A 20935-nucleotide genomic window follows, 5' to 3' on the forward strand; every position below is an offset into this window, starting at 1 on the left:
GGTTACTCCTTACGCCTTTTCAACCTGAACGAGGTTTGTGTGGGATGGGTTGCCCTTCGCCAGCGGCGATGGACGCTGCGTAGTGAGAACGTTGATGCAGCCCGCCTGATCGATACGGTTCGCATCCGGGTTATACCAGGCCCCTTCCCCCAGCGCGACAACGCCAGGCATCATACGCGGAGTCACTTTAGCTTCGATATGCACTTCACCACGTCCGTTGAAGATACGTACGCGATCGCCATTACTAATGCCGCGCGCTTTCGCATCCATCGGGTTGATCCACATCTCCTGTCGGCAGGCCGCTTTCAGTACGTCAACGTTGCCGTAGGTGGAGTGAACACGCGCTTTGTAGTGGAAACCGGTCAACTGAAGCGGGAATTTCTCCGTCAGCGGATCGTTGTAGTTTTCGAAGCCTGGCGTATAAATCGGCAGCGGATCGATAACGTCCCCTTCCGGCAATTCCCACGTTGCGGCAATTTTTGCCAGCTCTTCGGAGTAGATCTCGATTTTGCCCGACGGCGTGGTCAGCGGATTGGCCTGCGGATCGTCGCGGAAGGCTTTATACGCCACGTGATGCCCTTCCGGATCGCGCTGCTTGTACATGCCCTGCTTGCGGAAGGTATCGAAGTCCGGCAGGTCAGGAATGGCTTTGCGTGAGAGCTCGTGCAGATGGCGCATCCACCCTTCCTGAGTACGTCCTTCAGTGAACTGCTGCTCAACGCCAAGACGTTTCGCCAGCTCGGAAGTCATCTCATAGATGGTTTTGCACTCGAAGCGCGGTTTGATGGCCTGGTCAGTGAAGATCACATAGGACATGTTGCCGCAGGAGGCATCCAGCGCGAAATCCATCTGCTCAGACGCGGTGCAGTCTGGGAGCAGAATATCGGCATACTTTGCCGATGAGGTCATGTGGCAGTCGATCACCACAATCATTTCGCACTTCTTGTCGTCCTGCAAAATTTCATGGGTGCGGTTGATCTCTGAGTGCTGGTTGATCAGGCAGTTACCGGCATAGTTCCAGATCATTTTGATCGGCACGTCCAGCTTATCTTTGCCCCGAACACCGTCGCGCAGCGCGGTCATTTCCGGGCCGCGCTCGATCGCGTCCGTCCACATAAACATGGAGATGCTGGTCTGAACCGGGTTATCCAGCGTTGGCATACGTTCAAACGGTACTTCATACGAGCCTTCACGCGCCCCGCTATTACCGCCGTGAATACCGACGTTGCCAGTCAGAATCGAGAGCATAGAAATAGCGCGGGTGGCAATTTCGCCATTCGCGTGGCGCTGAGGTCCCCAGCCCTGGCTGATATAAGCCGGTTTGGTTGAACCAATTTCACGTGCCAGCTGAACAATACGTTCGACAGGAATGCCGGTGATAGTGGATGCCCACTCCGGGGTTTTCGCCACGCCGTCGCTGCCCTGGCCAAGAATATAGGCTTTATAGTGCCCGTTAGCCGGTGCGCTGGCTGGCAGCGTCTTCTCGTCGTAACCGACGCAGTATTTATCCAGGAACGGCTGGTCGACGAGGTTTTCAGTAATCATCACATACGCCAGCGCATTGACCAGCGCCGCGTCGGTACCAGGGCGGATGGGGATCCACTCGTCTTCACGCCCTGCGCCGGTATCGGTGTAGCGCGGATCGACGATGATCATTCGTGAGTTGGATTTGGCGCGCGCCTGCTCAAGGTAATAGGTTACCCCGCCGCCGCTCATGCGCGTTTCGCCCGGGTTGTTGCCGAACAACACCACCAGTTTACTGTTCTCGATATCCGACGGGCTGTTGCCGTCTGCCCAGCCGCCGTAGGTATAGTTCAGGCCCGCGGCAATCTGTGCGGAAGAGTAGTCGCCGTAATGATTGAGATAGCCGCCGCAGCAGTTCATCAGGCGCGCCACCAGCGTTTTACCCGGCGGCCAGGAGCGGGTCATGGTACCGCCCAGCGTCCCGGTGCCGTAGTTGAGGTAGATAGATTCGTTGCCGTACTCTTTGATCAGGCGCTGCATGTTGGTCGCGATAATATCGTAGGCTTCGTCCCAGCTAATGCGCTCGAACTTCCCTTCCCCACGCTTACCGACGCGCTTCATTGGGTATTTCAGACGATCCGGGTTATATACGCGACGGCGCATTGAGCGACCACGCAGACAGGCACGAACCTGATGTAACCCTTCGTAGTTATCATCGCCGGTATTGTCGGTTTCGACATATTTGATTTCACCGTCCACCACGTGCATACGCAGTGGGCAGCGGCTACCGCAGTTAACGGTACAGGCACTCCACACCACTTTTTCCGGGGCTGAAGCGGGAGACAGAGCCTCCGCCGCCGACGCCAGTCGGGTAAAGGGGAGCGTAAAGGCGCTGCTGGCAACCGCCAGACCACCTATTGCCGTGGTTTTCATCAACCCACGGCGAGTGACCTCGGCAGCCATTAACGCTTCAGGCGCTTTGATTTTCATAAAGACTCACTTTGGTTGCTCACAAAGAAAAGAGAGGCGGCGCAAACCGCTATGTAGTTTTATTTATAACGAATTACAACGTTATTGGTGTTTTATGCTGACTTTCGTTCGGAGGAGTATTACTACTTTAGAGGGAGGGGTTATTGCTTCGTATCAAATCAGAGTCATAAAAAAAGCGCCCTGAGGCGCTTTTTTGTCTTAGAGCAAATAATTAGCCGATGAACTGCTGGCCTTTCATGTAAGGGCGCAGCACTTCAGGGATCTCAATGCGTCCGTCAGCCTGCTGGTAGTTTTCCAGCACAGCAACCAGCGTACGGCCTACTGCCAGACCAGAACCGTTCAGGGTATGAACCAGACGGGTTTTCTTGTCAGATTTGCTGCGGCAACGCGCCTGCATACGACGCGCCTGGAAATCCCAGACGTTGGAGCAGGAGGAGATTTCACGGTAGGTGTTCTGCGCAGGCACCCAGACTTCAAGGTCGAAGGTTTTGCAGGCACCGAAGCCCATGTCGCCGGTGCACAGCGCCATACGACGGTATGGTAGACCCAGCAGCTCCAGCACTTTTTCCGCGTGGCCGGTCATCTCTTCCAGCGCGTCCATAGACTCTTCCGGACGAACGATCTGCACCATCTCAACTTTATCGAACTGGTGCATACGGATCAGACCGCGCGTATCGCGACCGTAAGAACCGGCTTCAGAACGGAAACATGGAGAGTGCGCAGTCAGTTTGATTGGCAGATCGTCTTCGTCGATGATCTCATCACGCACAAGGTTGGTCAGCGGCACTTCCGCAGTTGGGATCAGCGCGTAGTTGCTGCTGTCAGCTTCCTCGTCCAGCGGACGGGTATGGAACAGATCGCCGGCAAATTTCGGCAGCTGGCCTGTACCGTACAGCGTATCGTGGTTAACCAGATACGGAACGTAGGTTTCGCTGTAGCCGTGCTGCTCGGTGTGCAGATCCAGCATGAACTGCGCCAGCGCGCGGTGCAGGTGAGCAATTTGCCCTTTCATTACCACGAAGCGAGAACCGGTCAGCTTAACCGCTGCCGCAAAGTCCAGGCCCGCGTGCATTTCGCCCAGCGTCACGTGATCGCGCACTTCGAAGTCAAACTCGCGAGGCGTACCCCAGCGTTTCACTTCAACGTTGTCGTTTTCGTCTTTGCCGACAGGCACGCTGTCGTCAGGAATGTTCGGGATCGCCAGAGCAATATCGCGAATTTCAGCCTGAAGAACGTCCAGTTCAGCTTTCGCCTGATCCAGCTCTTCACCCAGTTTGTTCACTTCCAGGCGTAATGGCTCAATATCTTCCCCGCGCGCTTTCGCCTGGCCAATGGATTTCGATCGAGAATTACGCTCTGCTTGCAGATTTTCAGTTTGTACCTGCAAAACTTTACGACGCTCTTCAAGAGCGCGCAGCTTATCTACATCCAGCTTAAAGCCCCGGCGTGCCAGTTTTTCAGCGACTGCGTCTGGCTCATTACGCAGCAGATTGGGATCGAGCATGCTTATCCTGTGCTTATCGAATTAAAAAAGGAAAAAGTGACCACAGCCTGCGGCCACAGAGATATATTGCCAACATTACCGCAACGATTGAACTAACGGTAGCGTTTTATAGGGCTATTTTGATCCTGTCCGGCAAGCCAGGCGAGCTTTTCGCCAATCTTACCCTCAAGACCTCTGTTTGTAGGGTGATAATAGCGGGTTTGTGCCATCTCCTGCGGGAAATACTCCTCCCCGGCGGCGTAGGCATTGGGTTCATCATGGGCGTAGCGATACTCCTGCCCGTAACCCATCTCTTTCATCAGCTTTGTAGGGGCATTGCGAAGGTGTACCGGAACGTCGTAATCCGGACGTTCACGTGCATCCGACATCGCCGCTTTGAAGGCGGTATACACTGCATTGCTTTTCGGTGCGCAGGCCAGATAGACAATAGCCTGAGCAATGGCGCGCTCACCCTCCGCAGGCCCGACTCGGGTAAAGCAATCCCAGGCGGAAAGCGCGACCTGCATGGCGCGCGGATCGGCATTGCCGACGTCTTCCGACGCAATCGCCAGGCAGCGACGCGCGACATATAACGGATCGCCACCTGCGGTGATAATACGCGCATACCAGTAGAGCGCCGCATCCGGGGCGCTGCCGCGCACGGACTTATGTAATGCCGAGATCAGGTCGTAAAAACGATCGCCTTTATTATCGAAACGTGCGCTGCGCTCGCCAGCTATTTCGGTCAGCAGCTCCTGCTTTAGCACCCGCTTTCCGGCATCATCCACTTCAGCCATATCGGCCATCATTTCAAGCGTATTCAGTGCCCGACGCGCATCGCCGTTGACCAGTTCAGCGATCGCACGACGCGTCTCGTCCGGCAGAACGATATCCTGTCCGCCGTAACCCCGCGCTTTGTCCTCCATCGCCTGGGTCAGAACCTTTTCGATATCCTCTGTGGTCAGGGATTTAAGCAGGTAAACGCGGGCGCGGGAAAGCAGCGCGGAGTTGAGTTCAAACGACGGGTTTTCCGTGGTTGCGCCGATGAAGAAAATCGTGCCGTCTTCAATGTGCGGCAGAAACGCATCCTGCTGGCTCTTGTTGAAACGGTGGACTTCATCAACAAACAGAATGGTGCGGCGCCCGGCATTACGGTTTTGCCGTGCGCGCTCGATCGCCTCGCGGATCTCCTTCACGCCGGAGGTAACCGCCGAGATGCGCTCAACGTCCGCGTTAGCATAGCGGGCGATCACTTCAGCGAGGGTGGTTTTGCCGGTGCCGGGTGGCCCCCAGAGGATCATGGAGTGCAGATGCCCCGCCTCAATAGCGCGCGGCAAGGGTTTCCCCGCAGCCAGCAGGTGTTGCTGGCCGATGTACTGCGCTAAATTTTCTGGCCGCATACGGGCGGCCAGAGGTTGAAACGCATTATCTGAAAAATCGAGCGACAGGTTGCTCACTCATGCCTCTTACTTATTACGTTGGTCGTCCACCGTTACGCCCTGCGGCGGGGTAAAGGTGAATTTCGAAGCATCTACAGCGCCGTTTTGCTGAGACTTAAGCTGATAGCTACTGCGCTGATCGTCCTGCTCAACCGCGCCGAACTGATTGATGGTACCGTTGCTGCTCACGTTAATCGTGAACTGCTTCAGATTACCGTTGCTGCCTTTTGGCGTCAGGACGAACTCATCACCGTTTTGTTTGATGTTGTACTGCTGCCAGTCGCTGGACTGGTTACGGGCAATGAGCATAAACGGCGTATTGCTGGTCGCGTCTTTCAGCCAGGTGGCGGTTGCCTGCTCAACAAACGGGTTGTAGAACCACAAGGTTTTCCCGTCGGACACCAGCACGCTTTCATCAGGCTGGGTCATGTGCCAGTTGAAGAGATTCGGGCGTTTCACCCATAAATCCCCCTGACCTTCCTGCACCGCGTTGCCGCTGCCGTCAGTCACTTTTTGCGTGAAGCTGGCGTGGAAGCTGCTCACTTTATCCAGTCGGCTTTTAAGGTCGCTGGCTGCATCAGCCCAGACGCTGCTGGCAACAAAACTGGAGAGTAATGCACAGGCGATGGCGATTTTTTTCATTGTTATTCCTTAAAATACGTCTTCCCGATATGGGGGTTCCGTTTCTATTCTGGACCTGCCCGAAGGCAGGCGACAGAAGAATATGCTTAATTTTTGCTGATTTACCCTTCTTTGCAATCGCTGAAGGTTAATCAAAAGGCGGTGGTGCCAGCACCTCTCGGTTACCGTTATGCCCCTGTTCGCTCACAATACCCTGGGCTTCCATCTGCTCGATAATACGCGCCGCGCGGTTGTAGCCGATACGGAACTGGCGCTGGACGCCGGAGATAGACGCCTTACGTTTTTCGGTGACGAAATTAACCGCCTGGTCAAATAACGGATCCAGTTCTTCGCCGCCGTCAAAACCACCGCCGCCACCTTCGCTTTCACTGTCGGAGGTGATGCCGTCAACGTATTGCGGCCGCCCGCGCGCTTTCCAGTCCTGTACCACCGCATGCACTTCCTGGTCGCGAACAAACGCACCGTGGACACGCACCGGCGAGGTGGAGTTCGGGCCGGAATAGAGCATATCACCCATTCCCAGCAGCGACTCTGCACCGCCCTGGTCAAGGATAGTACGCGAGTCAATTTTACTCGACACGGTAAACGCGATACGGGTCGGGATGTTTGCCTTAATAAGACCGGTGATAACGTCTACGGACGGACGCTGCGTTGCCAGTACCAGGTGGATGCCCGCCGCACGCGCTTTCTGTGCCAGACGCGCAATCAGCTCTTCCACTTTCTTACCAACGGTCATCATCAGGTCGGCAAATTCATCCACCAGCACCACGATGTAAGGCAGTTTTTCCAGCACCGGATGCTGGGCATCCATGCTGTCACCCGGCTTCCAGTATGGGTCCGGAATCGGACGGCCCATACGCGCCGCCTCGGCGATTTTCTCGTTATAACCGGCCAGGTTACGCACGCCCAGCGCCGACATCAGCTTGTAGCGACGCTCCATTTCATTGACGCTCCAGCGCAATGCGTTGGCGGCGTCCTTCATGTCGGTCACCACTTCCGTTAACAGGTGCGGAATGCCTTCGTAGACGGACAGTTCAAGCATTTTCGGGTCGATCATGATGAAACGCACATCTTCAGGCTGCGCTTTGTAGAGCATACTGAGGATCATGGCGTTCACCCCGACTGATTTACCGGAGCCGGTGGTACCCGCAACCAGCAGATGCGGCATCTTCGCGAGATCGGCAACCACCGGATCGCCGGCGATATCTTTACCCAGCACCACGGTCAGCGGGGACGGGTTGTCGCGGAATTTGGTGTTATCCAGAACTTCACGCAGATAAACGGTCTGGCGTTTCTTGTTTGGCAGCTCAAGGCCAACGTAAGGCTTACCTGGGATCACCTCCACCACGCGTACCGCCACGGTCGACAGAGAACGCGCCAGGTCACGGGACAGGTTAGAAATACGTGCCGCTTTTACGCCTGGCGCCAGATTCAGTTCGAAACGGGTGATCACCGGGCCAGGTGAGTAGTTCACCACGTCCGCTTTAATACGGAAGTCAGCCAGACGCGCTTCCACCAGACGGGCCATCTGTTCAAGGGCAAAGGTATCCACCGGCTCGACTTCCGCTGGCGGCGGCGTTAACAGATCCAGCGACGGCAGCGGCGTACTTGGTCGTTGCAGCGGACGGCTGTCTCCGTTACGCATCAGCAGCGGGTGAATCAGGCTTTCCTGCGGCTGTGGTGCTGGCTGCTGGAACTGCGGCTGTGGTGCTGGCTGCTGGAACTGCGGCTGCGGCGGTTGGGCAGGCGTCTGCGGCTGAGCATACGCCTGTGGCGCCGGTTGTTGCGGCTGCGCGTAAACCTGTGGCGCTGGCGCCTGACGCACCGGTTCCGCTTCCGGCATCACGCTCGGCGTGAACAGCGGTTCGCTCGGACCGTCATCCACCAGATCTTTCATCGGTGAAAATTCAAAGTCCGAGAGCGAGAACGGATTTGCCCCCGAAGGCTGCTCACCGGAATAACGTTGCTGTTGCGTGGCGGCAAACTGACGCGCTAATTCCGCTTCGGCAGCATCATCTTCATCCTGCTGAGAATGAACATCGTGTTGGTACTCATTCCCGTAGCGTTGAGTCTGTTGGGCAGCAAACTGACGCGCCAGCTCATCCTGATGCAGTTCGTCGGCATCATCTTCGTAGTCGGATTCACGGGCTTTCTCTTCGGCCATACGCTGAGAAGGCAGTTTAATGCCATAAGAGGCCAGCTCCCGGCGCGTAGGTACGCGCACGCGATTAGGGCGCGGCAATTGTGGACCAATGCCCTCTTTCACCTGAGGACGCGGCGCACCGTCGGTTGCCGGGCTGAATAGCGGAGCGGACGCGGCAGCGGCTGCCGTTGCCTGCTTCACGGTTTCTGCTCCTGACGCAACGGCTGGCGCTGGGTCTACAGGTGCAACGCTCGCAGAAGGCGCTTTTACAACAGGCTCCTGCATCGGCTCAGGCACGGGCTGATACCAGGCGGCAAGCTGCTCGCGCTCACGGGCACGGCGCTCTTCCACTTCTTCAAAATAGTACAATGGCGGACGGGATGGCTTCGCTTCCTCCACCACTTCGGGTTCAGACACCGGCGCAACATATGGCTGTTCAGGCACAGCGGGTTCGGGCGTATAAGCCTGATACGGCTGTTGCGGCTCGCTGGCAGGCTCAGACGGCTGATACGATTGCTGACACTGTTCCTGCTGCACAGGAATATAGCTTTCAGGCTCCGGCGCAATGGTCGGTTCAGGCGTATGGACGCCTGGCGCAGTCTGCCAGTCCACCTGCGGTTGCTGGATCGCGGACTCCGGTGCCGGAACAGGCGAGGACGGCATCACGGCTTCAACAGGCGCAACATGGGCCTGCGCAGCCGTCGTTGCGGCGGCAGCAGCGGCTACCGGTTCAGTCACGGAATGACCATGCAACAGCGGATCGTATTCGTCATACTCACCCGGCGTAGCTCGATGACCAGAGAACAACACATCATCAGGATCGACGGCCGCACCGCGATACTCAATCTGCTCGTCTTCATCCATACGTTTGCCGGAGAAAAGCGCGGCATCCGTTTTACGGCCTAACGGGTTAGCGAATTTTTCAGCAACGCGCTGGCGGCGTGCCAGAGCACCGCGCAGAATACGGGCACGGCGGGATTCACGACGCTGCACAGGTGCCTCGTCTTCCTCTTCGTATTCATCTTCATATTCGTCTTCATCGACCCACGTATCATCACGACGGGTACGATTGCTGGCAAACGTCAGCAGAGTCAGAATAAAGCTGCCGATTTTTTCGGCAATGCTCACCCAGGACCAGCCGGTAAACAGCGTCAGGCCCGCCGCCCAGATGCAGAGCAGCGCCAGCGTGCCGCCGCTGCTGTGAAGCATCGGTTGCAGCGCGGAGCTCAACAGGCTGCCAATCACACCGCCGGAGGCGAAATACCAGATGTCATCGGCATTGATCGCCGCCAGTCCGCAGGAGGTGAGGATCAGCGCCAGGGCGCCAATCAGGCGCAGCGAAACGGCAAAATAATCGATGTAGTCGTCATTCTGTCGATGACGCCAGGCAAACCAGCATCCGCCAATAATGATGACGGGAAGGGTATAGGCCATCACACCGAAAATGAAGAAGAGCGTGTCCGCAAGCCAGGCGCCGGGAACGCCACCCAAATTATGGATAGGCTCATGCCATGCGGTTTGCGACCAGCTGGGATCTGAGGGGTTGAAACTGAGTAAGGCAGCCATCAGCCAGACGGCAAAAAGGGCAATAACAATCAGTAACGCCTCAAGGAGACGACGTCCGCTGCTTAGCTTAGATAATGTGACTTCTTTGTCTTCAGTGTATTCCTGGCTCAAGAAAGGCTCTCCAGGTATCAGGCATGTCCTGCCTGTGTGCTAAAACGGACAACAGCGCCGGGACTCCCCGGCACTGTTGCTGTATGGATTAACAGGAGTGTAATCAAACTACACTGATTTTGCACCTGTTCCGTGTTAGCGCGTCTTAATAACCAGACGATTGCTCTGTTTGACCTCTTCCATCACCACATAAGTACGGGTGTCGTTCACGCCTGGCAGACGCAGCAGGGTTTCCCCCAGCAGCTTACGGTAGGCGGACATATCAGGCACACGGGTTTTTAACAGGTAGTCAAAATCACCGGAAACCAGATGACACTCTTGAATTTCTTCAAGTTTTTGTACAGCGGCGTTAAATTGCTCAAACACATCTGGTGCACCACGATTCAGAGTAATCTCAACAAATACCAGAAGTGAGGCATCCAGATAATGCGGGTTCAGCAGAGCCGTATAGCCCTGAATAAAACCCTGTCTTTCCAGTCGACGCACACGCTCAAGGCACGGCGTCGGGGAAAGTCCCACACGTTTTGAAAGCTCGACGTTGGAAATACGCCCATCCTTTTGCAATTCATTAAGAATGTTACGATCGATACGGTCGAGATCTTTGCCAGGGCGCTTCTTGCTATCTACCATTATTATTGTCTCTCTGTATTCCTTCCCTACTCCTGCCTGGACCCTGTGCACATCACTGTTCAGAGCCTGTACCCGTTATTCATCACATCGCCTGGTTATGTATTAGACGCGATGTGGATTCGGGTTCTGCGGTAAGAAGACCGTTGCCCGAAAGCAGTCACAGACATCACGTATGGCGTCTGTCCACACCATGCGTAGATTTCACTGACCCGGTAAAAATGGCATTTCCGTGCATGTCTATGCGGCATGCAGTTCGTGCGTCTTTTTTTCTTCCTTGAATGTTTTCGCAAAAGCGCAGGGGATTGTCAAAGCAAAACATCGATTTTTAGTACAAGATGCCGGATATTCATTACGGAGGGGTATTAATCCTCATTTTATTGCCTTATAAACGCGCTGTTTTCAGTAGCAGACGTGATGTGACCGCCTCTGACCCATAGGGCGCGTCTATTGCATATATCGGAAGCAAAACTGCCGTGCTCTTTTTTTACGGCAACAAATTCCCTACAATCCAGCCCATTGCCTGCCAACAACAATGGGGATCTCATGGGCACGACCAAACACAGTAAGCTGCTAATCCTTGGATCTGGACCTGCGGGTTATACCGCAGCGGTCTATGCTGCACGCGCTAACCTGCAACCGGTACTGATCACCGGGATGGAAAAAGGCGGTCAGTTGACCACCACCACGGAAGTGGAAAACTGGCCGGGCGACCCGAACGACCTGACCGGGCCGCTGCTGATGGAGCGCATGCACGAGCATGCCGCCAAATTCGAAACCGAAATCCTGTTCGACCACATCAATAAAGTGGATTTGCAGAACCGTCCGTTCCGCCTGACGGGTGACAGCGGCGAATACACCTGCGATGCGCTGATCATCGCCACCGGCGCCTCTGCCCGCTATCTCGGTCTGCCGTCTGAAGAAGCGTTCAAAGGCCGCGGCGTGTCAGCCTGCGCGACCTGCGACGGTTTCTTCTATCGCAACCAGAAAGTTGCGGTGATCGGCGGCGGCAACACCGCTGTGGAAGAAGCGCTGTATCTGGCAAATATTGCCTCAGAAGTACACCTGATCCACCGTCGCGACACCTTCCGCGCGGAGAAGATCCTGATCAAACGCCTGATGGACAAAGTGGCGAGCGGTAACATTGTGCTGCATACCAACCGTACGCTGGAAGAAGTGACTGGCGATCAGATGGGCGTCGCGGGACTGCGTATCCGTGATACCCAGAACACCGATAACGTCGAAACGCTGGAAGTGGCAGGCCTGTTTGTGGCAATCGGTCACAGCCCGAACACGGCTATCTTTGAAGGTCAGCTGGAGCTGGAGAACGGCTACATTAAAGTGCAGTCTGGCATTCACGGCAACGCCACCCAGACCAGCGTTCCGGGTGTCTTCGCAGCTGGTGACGTGATGGACCATATTTATCGTCAGGCGATCACCTCTGCGGGCACCGGCTGTATGGCCGCGCTGGACGCAGAACGCTATCTGGACGGGCTGGCTGAACAAGGTAAATAATCTTTACAAGTCAGTAACAAACGTAAATAAAGGCGGCCACTGGTCGCCTTTATTTTTGCTCACGTGTAACATGCAGATGTCTAATTTCTTATAACGTCACCTGCAAAGTACGCAATGGAAAAAACCCGTCAACAAGAGTTAACCCGCTGGCTGAAACAGCAAAGCGTTCTGTCCCGCCGCTGGCTTATGATTTCCCGCGTTCTGGGATTTATCAGCGGTCTGTTGATTGTTGCCCAGGCATGGCTGCTGGCCCGCATTCTCAACCATATGATCATGGAGAACATCCCGCGCGAAGCGCTGCTGTTGCCGTTTATCGTTCTGGTGCTGGTTTTCGTTCTGCGTGCGTGGGTGGTCTGGCTGCGCGAGCGGGTTGGGTTCCATGCCGGGCAGCACATCCGCTATGAGATCCGCCGCAAGGTGCTCGATCGGCTTTCAGAAGCCGGGCCTGCGTGGATCCAGGGCAAGCCGGCCGGTAGCTGGGCGACGCTGATCCTTGAGCAAATCGACGATATGCACGATTACTACGCGCGTTATCTTCCGCAGATGGCCCTGGCGGTGTTCGTGCCTCTGATGATTGTTATCGCCATCTTCCCTGTTAACTGGGTGGCGGCGTTGATCCTGCTTGGCACCGCCCCGCTCATCCCGCTGTTTATGGCGATGGTCGGCATGGGCGCGGCTGATGCTAACCGCCGCAACTTCCTGGCGCTGGGTCGGTTGAGCGGTCATTTCCTGGACCGTCTGCGCGGTATGGAAACCCTGCGGATCTTTGGTCGTGGTGAAGCGGAAACCGAAAACATTCGCCTGGCGTCGCAGGATTTTCGTCAGCGCACCATGGAAGTGTTGCGCATGGCCTTTCTCTCTTCTGGCGTACTTGAATTTTTCACCTCCCTGTCGATTGCGCTGGTGGCGGTTTACTTTGGTTTCTCCTACCTCGGCGCGCTGGACTTTGGTCACTACGGTACGGCGGTTACGCTTTCCGCCGGGTTCCTGGCGCTGATCCTGGCCCCGGAATTTTTCCAGCCGCTTCGCGATCTCGGCACCTTTTACCATGCCAAAGCGCAGGCGGTGGGTGCTGCCGACAGCCTGAAAACCTTCATGGAAACGCCGCTGGCGCATCCGGAGCGTGGTGAGGTAACGCTGAATACGAACGATCCGGTGACCATTGAAGCACAGGATTTTTCTGTTCTGTCGCCTGAAGGCAAAGTACTGGCCGGTCCGCTGAACTTTACCCTGCCTGCCGGGCAACGGGTGGTGCTGGTGGGTACCAGCGGCTCAGGTAAAAGCTCACTGTTGAATGCGCTGTCAGGTTTTATGGCGTACACCGGATCGCTGCGTATCAATAAAACGGAGCTGCGCGAGCTCGATCCGGATGCCTGGCGTAAACAGCTGAGCTGGGTGGGGCAAAACCCGCAGCTGCCAGCTCCGACGCTGCGCGAGAATGTGCTGCTGGCGCGCCCGGATGCGCGTGAAGATGAGCTGCAATCGGTCCTCGACCGCGCCTGGGTCAGCGAGTTTCTGCCGCTGCTTGCGCAGGGTATCGATACCGTCATTGGCGATCAGTCTGCCGGGCTGTCAGTAGGCCAGGCACAGCGCGTCGCGGTTGCCCGTGCGCTGCTGAACCCCTCTTCGCTAATGCTGCTGGACGAACCCGCCGCCAGCCTGGACGCTCATAGCGAGCAGCGCGTGATGGATGCGCTTAACGCAGCCTCACGCCAGCAAACCACCCTGATGGTGACTCACCAGCTGGAAGGTATTGCCGACTGGGATCAGATCTGGGTGATGGAAAACGGACACATTGTTGAGCAAGGCGATTACGCCGCGCTTGTTGCCGCGCAGGGGCCGTTTGCGACCCTGCTGGCGAACCGTCAGGAGGATATCTGATGCGCGCCCTGCTTCCGTATCTTGCACTGTATAAACGCCACAAATGGATGCTGACGCTCGGGATCGTGCTGGCGATCGTCACTCTGCTGGCCAGCATCGGTCTGCTTACGCTTTCCGGCTGGTTCCTCTCCGCGTCTGCGGCCGCAGGCTTTGCCGGGCTATACAGCTTTAACTACATGCTGCCTGCCGCCGGGGTGCGCGGTACGGCGATTACGCGAACTGCCGGGCGCTACTTCGAGCGTCTGGTCAGCCACGACGCGACCTTCCGCGTGCTGCAACACCTGCGTATTTATACGTTCAGCAAACTGCTACCCCTCTCCCCTGCCGGGCTGGCACGTTTTCGACAGGGCGAATTACTCAACCGCGTGGTCGCAGATGTGGATACGCTGGATCACCTCTATCTGCGCGTCATTTCACCCATGGTGGGCGCGTTTGTGGTGATTGTCGTGGTCACGCTGGGGTTGAGTTTCCTGGATGTTCCCATCGCACTGACGCTCGGCGGCATCATGCTGATGACGCTGATTATTCTGCCACCCCTGTTTTATCGTGCAGGTAAAACCACCGGGGAAAACCTGACGCGCCTGCGCGGAGAATACCGCCAGCAGCTCACCGCCTGGTTGCAAGGACAGGCCGAGCTCACCCTTTTTGGCGCCAGCAAGCGCTACCGCGCCCGCATGGAAAATACGGAGCTGAACTGGCATGAAGCCCAGCGTCGCCAGTCTGAACTGACCGCTTTCTCCCAGGCGCTGATGATGTTAATTGGTGGGATTGCCGTAATCGCCATGCTCTGGATGGCCTCCGGTGGCGTGGGCGATAACGCGCAGCCTGGCCCGCTAATTGCGCTGTTTGTTTTCTGTGCCCTGGCAGCCTTTGAAGCCTTAGCCCCGGTTACGGGCGCCTTTCAGCATCTCGGCCAGGTGATTGCCTCTGCGCTGCGCATTACGGATATTGCCGAGCAGGAGCCGGAAGTGAAGTTCAGCGCGGGTCAAACCGCTGTGCCGGAGCAGGTCGCGCTGACGCTCAGCAATGTCACTTTCGCCTACGACAAGCCGGCGCAAAACGCGCTGGAAGACATCACCCTTTCTGTTGATGCCGGCCAGCGCATTGCGATCCTTGGCCGTACGGGATGTGGAAAATCGACACTTCTGCAACTTATCACGCGCGCGTGGGACCCACAGCAGGGCGAGATTCGGTTTAACGACGTTCCGCTGTCTGGTTTTAGCGAAGCGGCCTTGCGTAAAACGGTCAGCGTCGTGCCCCAGCGGGTGCATCTGTTCAGCGCTACGCTGCGCGATAATCTTCTTCTGGCGGCACCAGACGCCTCCGACGATACGCTGCGGGCAATGCTGGAGCAGGTTGGGCTGCACAAGCTGCTTGAAGACGATGGCTTGAACAGCTGGCTGGGTGAAGGGGGTCGACAGCTTTCCGGCGGCGAACTGCGTCGTCTGGCCATTGCGCGTGCGCTGCTGCACGATGCGCCGCTGATGTTGCTGGATGAACCGACAGAAGGACTGGATGCCACGACTGAGAGTCAAATCCTTGATTTACTGGCGAATGTGATGAAAGGTAAAACCGTACTGATGGTCACGCACCGTCTGCGCGGGCTGGTGAATTTCGATCAGATAATTGTGATGGACAACGGACACATAATTGAGCAAGGTAGTCACGCAGAGCTGCTGGCAAAACAGGGTCGCTACTACCAGTTTAAACAGCGCCTGTAGACTATATTTGTAGCGTCCTCTCTCGCGTACTGGAGTTCTGTTGTCATGCGCCTGGTGCAGCTTTCTCGCCATAATATTGCGTTCCCTTCACCGGAGGGGGCGCTGCGTGAACCTAACGGCTTGCTGGCTCTGGGCGGCGATCTCAGCCCGGCACGGCTCTTAATGGCTTACCAGCGCGGCATCTTCCCGTGGTTTTCGCCTGGCGACCCGATCTTATGGTGGTCTCCCGACCCGCGAGCCGTGCTGTGGCCTGGGCAGTTTCACCTGAGCCGCAGCATGAAGCGGTTTCATGCAAAATCACCCTTTCGCGTCACGCTCAATCACGCCTTCGGCCAGGTTATCGAAGGCTGCGCTGAAGATCGTCATGAAGGCACCTGGATAACCCGCGATATCATTATCGCCTACCACCAGCTTCATGAGCTGGGCTACGCGCACTCTATTGAAGTATGGAAAGAGGATAACCTCGTCGGCGGAATGTACGGCGTGGCGCAGGGCACGCTGTTCTGCGGCGAGTCGATGTTCTCCCGTGCCACGAATGCGTCAAAAACCGCGCTGCTGGTGTTTAGCGAGGAATTTGCCCGACGTGGCGGACGGCTGATGGATTGTCAGGTGCTGAATGAGCACACCGCCTCGCTCGGCGCCGTTGAAATCTCCCGCCGACACTATATCGAACACCTTGAACAATGCCGAAAAGAGACCCTTCCACGCGATTTTTGGGTTCCCAGAGCGCTCTTTATGCCCAATGCCTAAATGTTTTCCGCATATTTTTTATGAGGGTGTTATAATTATGCCGCAGAGTAGCTTCTGCCTGTTGCCCCGCCGCCGTTTGGGACCCTCGCTTCAGATAACGTCCTGACGTTTATCCTGTCGTCTCCCCTTTACGAATGCGCTTTCCGTTCGGTTGTACCGTGACGCTTGGGCAATACGCTGAGACTGTTTTGCTGCGTTTTAAACGCGCAATTCTTTACTTAATTGAGGAATTTCGGCATTATCTTGCCGGTTCAAAACTTGGTAGTGATACCCCAGAGGATTAGATGGCCAAAGAAGACAATATTGAAATGCAGGGTACCGTACTTGATACGTTGCCTAATACCATGTTTCGCGTAGAACTGGAAAACGGTCACGTGGTAACTGCGCACATCTCCGGTAAAATGCGCAAAAACTATATCCGCATTTTGACGGGCGACAAAGTGACTGTTGAACTGACCCCGTACGACCTGAGCAAAGGCCGCATTGTCTTCCGTAGTCGCTAATTGTTTTCGCCTGTAATGGCAGATGAATATTTAAAAGGTCGGGATATTCCCGGCCTTTTTTATTTATGGTCTTAGTGTGGCTGTGTCGGCAGATGTATAGTCATGCACGGGTTCATAGGTACGATTAAATCTTCAGCTATCGCGTGGGTAATGTCATGCAGCAGTCCCGTCAGGTGCGGCAGCATATCGCGGTCAACATGCGATACCAGCAGCACATGGTTTAACGCCCGGCAGTAGTCGCATTTCGTTTCGGTATCTTCCAGCAACCACTCTTTTTGTCGCGGTTGCTCCGCGTCGTCCTCAAATTCAACCACCTGAAAATCACGCATTGACTCTGTGAGGCCGGATTTCACCTCTTCCAGGTAGGCTCCGAGGCAACGGCAAACGGGCTGCGTTTGCGGAAGTGATTTGCAGTCGAGGAGGATTTCGGTGAGCAGTTTGCAGCGCTCGGCCAGGGTGGGGAGATCGGGGTTGAGTGAGAGTTCAGTGTAGAAATGGGCGAAATTGTTTTCTGTATTCATTGGGTAATTCCTTCACACACTTTGAATTTACCACCGCAGGAAACGCCAATTTGCTGGCGGCGGACGAAAAGGAATTGGCGTACCAGTGTGTGTGCTACTGGCGCTTCAAAAGAAGCTTCCGATTCGCCCGCCAGATGCAGAATTATACCCTTTTCCTTAGGGCGAACGAAGCCTGCAGCATACTGCTGCTCACACACTTTCAGGACGCCAATCCCGGCACCTGATTTTGCAGGTGCGCCGCCATTTTATTACTGTGGATTTATCCAGCAACCAACGTAGTACGAAACTGGAAAGCGCTTCGCAAAATTCCTCTGCGGTCTGTTGCCCTCACCCCAACCCTCTCCCACAGGGAGAGGGGGAAAAGCAGGCATAAAAAAACCGGGCATTCGCCCGGTTTTTAACATTAACGTTCAATTCACTCAGTGAGCCGCTTCCGGCTTGTGCTTCGCCGCACTCTGGAAATCGTACGTCAGTTCGTTCTTCGCCTGATCCAGCCCTACCGTTACCTGGCCGCCGTCCACCAGCGAGCCAAACAGCAGCTCGTTCGCCAGCGGTTTTTTCAGGTTGTCCTGAATCACGCGCGCCATCGGACGGGCACCCATCGCACGGTCGTAGCCTTTCTCAGCCAGCCAGTTGCGGGCCTCCTGGCTCACTTCCAGCGACACGCCTTTCTGATCCAGCTGAACCTGCAACTCGACGATGAACTTGTCCACCACCTGATGGATCACCTCGGTAGACAGGTGATCGAACCAGATAATGTTGTCCAGACGGTTACGGAACTCCGGCGTGAAGATCTTCTTGATCTCTTCCATCGCATCGGTGCTGTTATCCTGGTGGATCAGGCCGATGGATTTACGCTCGGTTTCCCGCACGCCCGCGTTGGTGGTCATCACCAACACCACGTTGCGGAAATCGGCCTTGCGCCCGTTGTTATCGGTCAGCGTCCCGTTGTCCATCACCTGCAACAGGATGTTGAACACGTCCGGGTGCGCTTTCTCGATTTCATCGAGCAGCAGGACCGCGTGTGGATGCTTGATCACCGCGTCAGTGAGCAGGCCGCCCTGGTCAAAGCCCACGTATCCCGGAGGCGCACCAATCAAACGGCTGACGGTATGACGCTCCATATACTCGGACATATCAAAGCGCAGCAGCTCAATGCCCAGCGCTTTGGAGAGCTGAACCGTTACCTCGGTTTTACCCACACCGGTCGGACCGGCGAACAGGAAGGAACCAACCGGCTTGTGGTCATGCCCCAGGCCAGCACGAGCCATCTTGATCGCTTCGGTTAAAGCCTCAATGGCTTTATCCTGACCAAAGACCAGCATTTTCAGGCGATTGCCGAGGGTGCGCAGCGTATCACGGTCGCTCTGAGAAACGCTCTTCTCAGGAATACGCGCGATGCGGGCCACCACGGACTCGATATCCGCCACGTTCACGGTTTTCTTACGCTTGCTGGCTGGCATCAGGCGCGCACGCGCACCCGCCTCATCAATCACGTCAATCGCCTTATCTGGCAGATGACGGTCGTTAATGTATTTCACCGCCAGCTCCACCGCCGCACGGACCGCTTTCGCGGTGTAACGCACGTCGTGGTGTGCTTCGTACTTGGTTTTCAGGCCGTTGATGATCTGCACCGTTTCGTCAACCGACGGCTCGGTAACGTCGATTTTCTGGAAACGACGCGCCAGCGCACGATCCTTCTCAAAGATGTTGCTGAACTCCTGGTATGTCGTGGAGCCCATCACGCGGATCTTGCCGCTGGAGAGCAGCGGTTTAATCAGGTTAGCCGCATCCACCTGGCCACCGGAGGCCGCACCTGCGCCGATAATGGTGTGGATCTCATCGATAAACAGGATGCTGTTGGTATCCTGCTCCAGCTGTTTTAACAGCGCTTTGAAGCGTTTTTCAAAATCACCACGGTATTTGGTGCCCGCCAGCAGCGAGCCGATGTCCAGCGAGTAGATGGTGCAGTCAGCGATCACTTCCGGCACGTCGCCCTGCACAATGCGCCAGGCCAGCCCTTCGGCAATCGCGGTTTTACCCACGCCAGATTCCCCCACCAGCAGCGGGTTGTTCTTGCGTCGACGGCACAGCACCTGGATGGCACGCTCCAGCTCTTTGTCGCGGCCAATCAGCGGGTCGATACCGCCAACGCGAGCAAGCTGGTTAAGGTTGGTGGTGAAGTTTTCCATACGATCCTCCCCGCCTGCTTGCTCTTCATTGCTGTTGATCTGTCCGCTGGGATCCGATGCCTGGTTAGGCTCGTCTTTTCGCGTTCCGTGAGAGATGAAGTTGACCACGTCGAGCCGGCTGACTTCGTGTTTGCGCAGCAGGTAGGCCGCCTGGGACTCCTGCTCGCTGAAGATGGCGACCAGGACATTGGCGCCAGTCACTTCGCTACGTCCGGAAGACTGGACGTGGAAAACCGCGCGCTGCAACACGCGCTGGAAGCTGAGCGTCGGCTGCGTGTCGCGCTCTTCTTCACTGGCTGGCAGCACCGGTGTGGTTTGTTCGATGAAGGCTTCGAGTTCCTGACGTAGCGCCACCAGATCCACGGAGCAGGCTTCCAGCGCTTCGCGGGCAGATGGGTTGCTAAGCAGTGCGAGCAGCAGGTGCTCGACGGTCATAAACTCATGTCGGTGCTCACGCGCTCTGGCGAAAGCCATGTTTAAACTGAGTTCCAGTTCTTGATTGAGCATAGGCACCTCCCCCAATTTTATGCCTTATCAGGCCTTTTCCAGCGTACACAGCAACGGATGCTCGTTCTCCCTCGCATAGTCGTTCACCATCGCTACTTTGGTTTCCGCGACTTCGGCAGTGAAGATGCCGCAGATCGCTTTGCCACGATAATGAACGGTAAGCATCAGTTGCGTTGCACGTTCAACATCATAAGAAAAGAACTTTTGTAGCACGTCAATAACAAATTCCATTGGCGTGTAATCATCGTTCATTAACATAACTTTATACATAGATGGCGGTTTTAGCGCGTCGCGCACTTTATCTTCCGCCAGCTGGTCAAAATCCAGCCAATCGTTGGTCTTACCCATTATGCATAACCACTTTGAATCTACCTCAGATGTTAGATAACAATCATCTATTACTGTCATCCGCGATGTCTGTCACAAACTGTTGCAATAGCGTTAACTGCCTCAAATTTTGGTTGATTATTGTCCCAACTCCAGCGCCAAACGCTTGACGGCTTCTTCCGTTTCTCTAAATTGTACAAGCGTGAGTTGGCGAGGTTTTGAACAGCCCCCACTCCACCACCGGTTCATTCCATCTTAATTTATAAGATTTACGAAGGATGTCGAAGCATGGAAATGGGTACTGTTAAGTGGTTCAACAACGCCAAGGGGTTTGGCTTCATTTGCCCCGAAGGCGGCGGCGAGGATATCTTCGCTCACTATTCCACCATTCAGATGGATGGTTACAGGACGCTCAAAGCCGGGCAGTCCGTCCGGTTCGATGTACACCAGGGGCCAAAAGGCAATCACGCCAGTCTTATCGTGCCCGTTGAAGCAGAAACGGTTGCATAGCTCTCTGATTCATTGTGTACACCCCGCAGGCAAAATGCCAGCC

The 20935-nt window shown here is 55.8% G+C and carries 15 protein-coding genes; 6 read left to right on the forward strand and 9 right to left on the reverse strand.

Annotated elements, in window-relative coordinates; translation table 11 throughout:
* Window positions 1-9 precede the first annotated feature (9 nt).
* The 6 genes from dmsA to lrp all read right to left on the reverse strand — a co-directional run bounded on the left by dmsA (window position 10) and on the right by lrp (window position 10468).
* The gene (gene dmsA, locus AM329_RS09415) at window positions 10-2454 is read right to left on the reverse strand and encodes a dimethylsulfoxide reductase subunit A (protein WP_032608958.1); all 2445 of its coding nucleotides are present in this window, start codon (window positions 2452-2454) and stop codon (window positions 10-12) included.
* A gap of 211 nt (window positions 2455-2665) precedes the next feature.
* Window positions 2666-3958, reverse strand: a complete 1293-nt coding sequence (gene serS / locus AM329_RS09420) for a serine--tRNA ligase (protein ID WP_003858266.1) — start codon at window positions 3956-3958, stop codon at window positions 2666-2668.
* Window positions 3959-4050: 92 nt separating this feature from the next.
* Window positions 4051-5394, reverse strand: a complete 1344-nt coding sequence (rarA, locus tag AM329_RS09425) for a replication-associated recombination protein RarA (RefSeq protein WP_032608957.1) — start codon at window positions 5392-5394, stop codon at window positions 4051-4053.
* 9 nt (window positions 5395-5403) lie between these two features.
* Window positions 5404-6018, reverse strand: a complete 615-nt coding sequence (gene lolA / locus AM329_RS09430) for an outer membrane lipoprotein chaperone LolA (RefSeq protein ID WP_003858270.1) — start codon at window positions 6016-6018, stop codon at window positions 5404-5406.
* A gap of 127 nt (window positions 6019-6145) precedes the next feature.
* Window positions 6146-9838, reverse strand: a complete 3693-nt coding sequence (locus tag AM329_RS09435) for a DNA translocase FtsK 4TM domain-containing protein (protein ID WP_032608956.1) — start codon at window positions 9836-9838, stop codon at window positions 6146-6148.
* Between the two features lie 135 nt (window positions 9839-9973).
* Window positions 9974-10468 (reverse strand): leucine-responsive transcriptional regulator Lrp, encoded by a 495-nt coding sequence (gene lrp, locus AM329_RS09440; protein ID WP_000228469.1) that lies wholly within the window; start codon window positions 10466-10468, stop codon window positions 9974-9976.
* A 543-nt stretch (window positions 10469-11011) separates the two neighbouring features.
* Between lrp and trxB the strand changes: the two genes are divergently transcribed.
* From trxB to infA, 5 genes are all read left to right on the forward strand, one after another.
* The gene (gene trxB, locus AM329_RS09450; protein WP_003858303.1) at window positions 11012-11980 is read left to right on the forward strand and encodes a thioredoxin-disulfide reductase; all 969 of its coding nucleotides are present in this window, start codon (window positions 11012-11014) and stop codon (window positions 11978-11980) included.
* 114 nt (window positions 11981-12094) lie between these two features.
* Window positions 12095-13861: a cysteine/glutathione ABC transporter permease/ATP-binding protein CydD gene (gene cydD, locus AM329_RS09455; protein ID WP_032608955.1), complete on the forward strand. Its 1767-nt coding sequence runs from the start codon at window positions 12095-12097 to the stop codon at window positions 13859-13861.
* Window positions 13861-15582 carry a cysteine/glutathione ABC transporter ATP-binding protein/permease CydC gene (cydC, locus tag AM329_RS09460; RefSeq protein ID WP_032608954.1) on the forward strand — a complete coding sequence of 574 codons (1722 nt, stop codon included), beginning with the start codon at window positions 13861-13863 and terminating at the stop codon, window positions 15580-15582. The genes cydD and cydC overlap by 1 nt, the downstream gene beginning before the upstream one ends.
* Before the next feature lie 45 nt (window positions 15583-15627).
* Complete coding sequence (gene aat, locus AM329_RS09465; RefSeq protein WP_032608953.1) at window positions 15628-16332, forward strand: leucyl/phenylalanyl-tRNA--protein transferase; 705 nt, start codon at window positions 15628-15630, stop codon at window positions 16330-16332.
* 284 nt (window positions 16333-16616) lie between these two features.
* A complete protein-coding gene (infA, locus tag AM329_RS09470) occupies window positions 16617-16835 on the forward strand; it encodes a translation initiation factor IF-1 (RefSeq protein ID WP_002211347.1) in 219 nt (72 codons plus the stop codon).
* A gap of 71 nt (window positions 16836-16906) precedes the next feature.
* Here infA and AM329_RS09475 read toward each other — a convergent pair whose 3' ends face one another.
* From AM329_RS09475 to clpS, 3 genes are all read right to left on the reverse strand, one after another.
* Window positions 16907-17356, reverse strand: a complete 450-nt coding sequence (locus AM329_RS09475; protein ID WP_023324398.1) for a hypothetical protein — start codon at window positions 17354-17356, stop codon at window positions 16907-16909.
* 419 nt (window positions 17357-17775) lie between these two features.
* The gene (clpA, locus tag AM329_RS09480) at window positions 17776-20055 is read right to left on the reverse strand and encodes an ATP-dependent Clp protease ATP-binding subunit ClpA (RefSeq protein ID WP_006809407.1); all 2280 of its coding nucleotides are present in this window, start codon (window positions 20053-20055) and stop codon (window positions 17776-17778) included.
* 27 nt (window positions 20056-20082) lie between these two features.
* A complete protein-coding gene (clpS, locus tag AM329_RS09485; RefSeq protein WP_006174393.1) occupies window positions 20083-20403 on the reverse strand; it encodes an ATP-dependent Clp protease adapter ClpS in 321 nt (106 codons plus the stop codon).
* A gap of 267 nt (window positions 20404-20670) precedes the next feature.
* Between clpS and cspD the strand changes: the two genes are divergently transcribed.
* Entirely contained in the window at window positions 20671-20892 is a 222-nt protein-coding gene (gene cspD / locus AM329_RS09490) for a cold shock-like protein CspD (protein WP_006809408.1), read from the forward strand.
* The last annotated feature ends 43 nt before the right edge of the window (window positions 20893-20935 follow it).

The organism is Enterobacter cloacae complex sp. AR_0002 (genome assembly GCF_001922365.1).
Classification (GTDB): domain Bacteria; phylum Pseudomonadota; class Gammaproteobacteria; order Enterobacterales; family Enterobacteriaceae; genus Enterobacter; species Enterobacter hormaechei_C.

Bases quoted from the DNA above. Each gene is read 5' to 3' on its own strand.
- dmsA (WP_032608958.1), bottom strand. From the start codon at position 2,454: ATGAAAATCAAAGCGCCTGAAGCGTTAATGGCTGCCGAGGTCACTCGC.
- serS (WP_003858266.1), bottom strand. From the start codon at position 3,958: ATGCTCGATCCCAATCTGCTGCGTAATGAGCCAGACGCAGTCGCTGAA.
- lolA (WP_003858270.1), bottom strand. From the start codon at position 6,018: ATGAAAAAAATCGCCATCGCCTGTGCATTACTCTCCAGTTTTGTTGCC.
- lrp (WP_000228469.1), bottom strand. From the start codon at position 10,468: ATGGTAGATAGCAAGAAGCGCCCTGGCAAAGATCTCGACCGTATCGAT.
- trxB (WP_003858303.1), top strand. From the start codon at position 11,012: ATGGGCACGACCAAACACAGTAAGCTGCTAATCCTTGGATCTGGACCT.
- cydD (WP_032608955.1), top strand. From the start codon at position 12,095: ATGGAAAAAACCCGTCAACAAGAGTTAACCCGCTGGCTGAAACAGCAA.
- cydC (WP_032608954.1), top strand. From the start codon at position 13,861: ATGCGCGCCCTGCTTCCGTATCTTGCACTGTATAAACGCCACAAATGG.
- aat (WP_032608953.1), top strand. From the start codon at position 15,628: ATGCGCCTGGTGCAGCTTTCTCGCCATAATATTGCGTTCCCTTCACCG.
- infA (WP_002211347.1), top strand. From the start codon at position 16,617: ATGGCCAAAGAAGACAATATTGAAATGCAGGGTACCGTACTTGATACG.
- AM329_RS09475 (WP_023324398.1), bottom strand. From the start codon at position 17,356: ATGAATACAGAAAACAATTTCGCCCATTTCTACACTGAACTCTCACTC.
- clpA (WP_006809407.1), bottom strand. From the start codon at position 20,055: ATGCTCAATCAAGAACTGGAACTCAGTTTAAACATGGCTTTCGCCAGA.
- clpS (WP_006174393.1), bottom strand. From the start codon at position 20,403: ATGGGTAAGACCAACGATTGGCTGGATTTTGACCAGCTGGCGGAAGAT.
- cspD (WP_006809408.1), top strand. From the start codon at position 20,671: ATGGAAATGGGTACTGTTAAGTGGTTCAACAACGCCAAGGGGTTTGGC.